The organism is Lactobacillus sp. W8174 (genome assembly GCF_016100975.1).
GTDB classification, from domain to species: Bacteria; Bacillota; Bacilli; order Lactobacillales; family Lactobacillaceae; genus Lactobacillus; species Lactobacillus juensis.
The window spans coordinates 1-456 of record NZ_JACFRN010000014.1 but is presented as its reverse complement, the minus strand read 5'-3'; the positions used below and the strand labels follow the sequence as shown (position 1 = coordinate 456).

Sequence of the window (456 nt, the reverse complement as noted above, 5' to 3'; positions counted from 1 at the left end):
AGGGCGCACGGTGAATGCCTAGGCACAATGAGGCGAAGAAGGACGTGACGAACCACGAAAGGCTTCGGGGAGCGGTAAGTACGCAATGATCCGGAGACATCCGAATGGGGGAACCCAATGCATGCAGATGCATTACCAGGCGGTGAATAGATAGCCGGCTGGGGCAAGACGCAGTGAACTGAAACATCTAAGTAGCTGCAGGAAGAGAAAGAAAAATCGATTTCCCTAGTAGCGGCGAGCGAAAAGGAAAGAGCCCAAACCAGATGATTTATCATTTGGGGTTGTAGGACTGCGACAAGGCAGCGCAAAGGATAGCAGAATTATCTGGGAAGGTAAGCCAGAGAGGGTGAGAGCCCCGTAAGCGAAATCCGGAGCGCGCTGAGCAGGATCCTGAGTAGGTCGGGACACGAGGAATCCCGATTGAAGCAGCGAGGACCATCTCGCAAGGCTAAATAC

1 rRNA gene is annotated in these 456 nt (G+C 53.3%); it reads left to right on the top strand.

From position 1 onward, the window contains the following. Nucleotides 1–456, top strand: a 23S ribosomal RNA gene (locus H3U49_RS10050); the annotation flags it as partial.